Source organism: Bacillus sanguinis (assembly GCF_018332475.1).
Taxonomy (GTDB): domain Bacteria; phylum Bacillota; class Bacilli; order Bacillales; family Bacillaceae_G; genus Bacillus_A; species Bacillus_A sanguinis.
Map to the genome: position 1 here is coordinate 1 of NZ_BOQB01000272.1, position 4227 is coordinate 4227.

Annotated in this window: 2 protein-coding genes; both read right to left on the reverse strand. The window is 37.7% G+C overall.

Going from position 1 to position 4227, the window contains the following annotated elements; genetic code table 11:
* Positions 1-189 precede the first annotated feature (189 nt).
* The gene (locus tag KI369_RS23665; RefSeq protein WP_212957611.1) at positions 190-609 is read right to left on the reverse strand and encodes a MarR family winged helix-turn-helix transcriptional regulator; all 420 of its coding nucleotides are present in this window, start codon (positions 607-609) and stop codon (positions 190-192) included.
* A 281-nt stretch (positions 610-890) separates the two neighbouring features.
* Entirely contained in the window at positions 891-4088 is a 3198-nt protein-coding gene (cypD, locus tag KI369_RS23670) for a bifunctional cytochrome P450/NADPH--P450 reductase (protein ID WP_212957613.1), read from the reverse strand.
* Positions 4089-4227: the final 139 nt, after the last annotated feature.

Below are 4227 nucleotides of genomic sequence, written 5' to 3' on the forward strand. Positions count from 1 at the left end.
TTATATGCTATAGCATATACAATGCGAAATTTTGACTGGTACTAGGAAAAAACGTGATCCTGAATCAAATATTATACAAAATAAAGCTATCTCCACCATTTCTCGAAACAAACAAATTACATGCTATAGCATGTATAATACATAAAACAAAGGTTGTTCCTTATGAATATCATCAATAAGGAACAAGTATTAATAGCGTGTATCATACAATTTGTTTAATAATGATTGTAATACTTTAATCTCTTCCTCGCTCAAATTACTCGTCACAAAATGATGAGCGTCTGTCACTACAGGTAAGATTTCTTTTTTTAACTGGTCACCTTTTTCAGTTAAAAAAAGGTTGTGTGAACGCCTATCTTGGTCATTCAAAGCCTTCTTTACAATCCCTTTTCTCTCCATTGACTGTATCATTCTTACGACAGTAGTTTGATCTTTATCAATCGCTTCTGCTAACTCTTTTTGAGTAGTGGCTCTTTGGCTGCAAAGAACACTAATAATCCCCCACTGCTCTGGCGTAACTCCAAAAGGCTTTAATTTCTTCGTAAAATAATTCGTCATTTTCACATCAGTACGATGAACAAGATAGCCTATTAAATCATGTAAGTTCATGTATCACCTCTACAAATTAATATATAAAAGAGTATAGCATACCAGTCAATTATTCACGATGAATGTATTTGTTTTATTAATTATATGCTATGGCATATATATTATAGTAGGTCATTTTAATTGTCAAATGAATTACCTATTATTTTCTACAGTATCAGTCCAGCTTATTAAAAATAAGAAAATCCCGTATCGAATAAACATACGGGATTTTTATAAATAAGTTATTCACCTATTCAAAAGAAATTCATTCGTTACATATTACTTATTTAATTAAGAAACATTCATATACCAGCCCAAACATCTTTTCCATATCGCCCTTCATCTTGTACACGATCCAACCAATTCCTTGCTTCTTGTTCACTAACTTCATGAATTTCTTGATATGCTTGACAAAGGGTATCTTCTACGTCAGGAGCCATTTTACTTCCATCACCACATATATAAAGATGGGCTCCATTATCTAATAGCGAAATTAAATTGATTCTATCTTCTTTTATTACATGCTGTACATATGTTTTTGGATATCCTTCTAGGCGAGAAAAAGCTGTGTGTAAAGAGATTAATCCATCTCTTTCATCATTTTCTAGTTCTGTACGATAGAGATAATCCTTTTCAGGATGACGGCAACCAAAGTATAGATGTGCTTGTCCTAAGTTCATACCTTTTTGCTTTTGAACGCGACGCGCTTGTAAGAATCCACGGAATGGTGCAATTCCAGTACCCGGTCCAACCATGATAATTGGTGTTTCTGGATTTTCAGGTAATTGAAAGTTTGATTGTGGCGTTCGAATGAAACAGATAATCTCATCTTTATTATGACGCTGAGCTAAATAATTAGAAGCGACTCCTTCATATGTCCCTTCCCCACTCCATGCAGGTGCATTAACAACACCAACCGTAATGCTCAGACGATCCTGTGCAACAAGTGGAGAGCTTGAAATTGAATAGTAACGCGGTTTAAGCGCCGGAAGAAGTTCTAAAAAACGTTCAAATCGAATTTCACAAGCCTCATACTTTTCAAGAAGATCCAACATTGAAATACGTTTCTTTAATATTTGTTCATGATAAACTCCGTCTTCCAATAATGATTCCAATTCCTTTTTATGAGGAGGGCATGCTGTGAATGCCACCATTTCTCGTATTTGTGCTCGAGTAGCTGCTTCTTGAACTTCGACACTATAACTAAGAAGGTCAAATAAACTAACAGGACTGTCTAAAGGTATGTGATTTACACTGCGCCCACTTGCACTCAGTATGACTTGATCCTTCCCGTTTAATCCAAAGCGTTTTAAAACTCGGTTGACATTTTTCTGACTATTAATTGGCAGCACCCCAAGGTGGTCTCCTTCTTGATACGTAGCGCTTTCTGGCAAAGATATCTCGATATGTCGAGTGCTTCTATCACTGCTGGATGATTGGAGTTCACGATTTTCTAATACAGACGCATAAACTGCTTCATATGTTCGCGCAAGAGGAGATCCTCCAAGACGACTGACAAATTGTAAACTTAATGTACTGCGTTCTTTCTCCATGTTTTTGTTAAGTTCCAATCCAAATGCCTTCATCGCATCAGACCACATGCTTTGTTTCCATTGCTCGAGTTGTTCCTCGAAATCACCACTTGCATCCGCTTCTCCACGTGTAGAAAATCTTGTTGCTCCTTTTTGCGCCATTTGCTCATCAATGTATCTTGGAATTCGCTGATAAGTACTAGCCCAATTATGATCTCCACAACCAAAAACTGCGTATTGAACACCTTTTAGCTCGTCCGGTTTTAATTCCTCCAACCATTGCACAAACTGTCCTGCATTACTTGGCGGCTTTCCATTATAAGAAGAAGTTACAATAAGAACCGCTCCTTCTTTTGGCAGACTTCCAATTCGATCGTTAAGAGCTGCCACTTCCGTTTGAACACCTTCTAAACTAGCTGTATCTGCTAATTCTCTTGCAATACCTTCTGCTACCCCTGTATCCGAGCCGTACAGAACAAGAAGCGAAAGATTATCGGCTCCAATAATAGAAGGAGTCTTCTGAACTTGCTGCTTAATTTCACGGTTTTTCAGTTTCTCATCTGTAGGCGCAAGAACAGTAGTATGGCTAATAGTTTGATTTCGGGGTAGAATCCTAATTTTAAAATCATCAGGCTTTAGCGTTAATGTTTGTTTTACGTCCAGCTGATAGTCTTCATAATCGATGAATTCAAAATGTTGCAGCAGCATTCCCATTACGAGTGTGGCTTCATGAAGTGCAAACTGCATACCGATACATGCTCTCTGACCATTTCCAAATGGCTTATAAGCATGATGAGGAACCTTATCCAGCTCTTCAAATCGTTCAGGTTGGAATTCTTCCACATTGTCTCCCCACGCGTCTTTATCCCTATGTAACTGTGGAATAAGAACAGAAATACGATCTTCTCCTTTCTTAATTGGGTATTTCCCACCAATCACTGTATCTTCTTTTGCATAGAGACTGAATGCTGGAGCAGTAGGCCATAGACGTAACGATTCATTTAAAATCATCCGGATATACTTTAGTTTCATAACTTGTTGGTATGTTGGAGTAGGATCTGTCAAAACCCGATCTACTTCTTCATAGGCTTTTTTCAATTTATCCGGATTCTTTAATAAAAAATAAATTGCAAAAGACAACAATCCACTTGTTGTTTCATGCCCAGCTATTAAAAAAGTGATAATTTGGAAACGAATATTTTCATCATCTAATTTTTCCCCAGTTTCCGGATCCTGCACATGTAACATACGGGAAAGTAAATCATTTTCTTCCTGATTTCCATTACTTTTACGTTCAGCAATAATATTATCTACTAAAGAAAACATGGATTGAATATCATGCTGAAATTGACGTTTCGTTCTCCACATGAGTTTGTCTTCTATATCCAGTCGCTGCAATTGATGCATCGCCTCGTCTAGAGCACGGGTCATGCTAGTGATAAAAGGATGAGAGGTCTCACGATAAAAGCTATTAAATCGGTAATTAAAACCACATAGACCAATTGTATCTAATGTAAGTCGAGTCATATCCTCTGGAACATCCACGTTTTCATTTGGATTCAGTCTTGCCCATTTCTGAACGAGTTGTACAGCGATATCGACCATCATGGCATGGTAATCTTTCATTGCCCGTTGACTGAATGTAGGCATCAAAATATTATGAGCTTTTTTCCAGTTAGGCTCGTGAGTCTCGCTTGTAAATAATCCGTCTCCAGCAAAGGCACGAACCTTTGCTAAAGCACCCTCTATACTTTTATCGAACCGTGTTTCATCACATACTTCTGCTACCAGTTCATGTCCAGAAACGACAATGATCGTATCACTTAAAGTTTGAATTCGAAAAATGGGACCATACTCTTCCGCTATCTTGATAAAGGATAAGGTCGGTTTATCTTTATCGATTAATGGGAGATTACCCAGCGGTCCATATGTTTTCGGCTGAGGAATGGCAGATACTTTTTTATCCATTAAAAACACCCTTTCAAAAAAGCATGAAATAAAGTGAAACTTTAATCACTGGGGGTTTTGTTCATCCCCCAGTGATTATTAGTTGAACCAATCGGGCTTTTACGGGCAGTTGATCCCCCGCCTAACTTCTTTGCTTCCG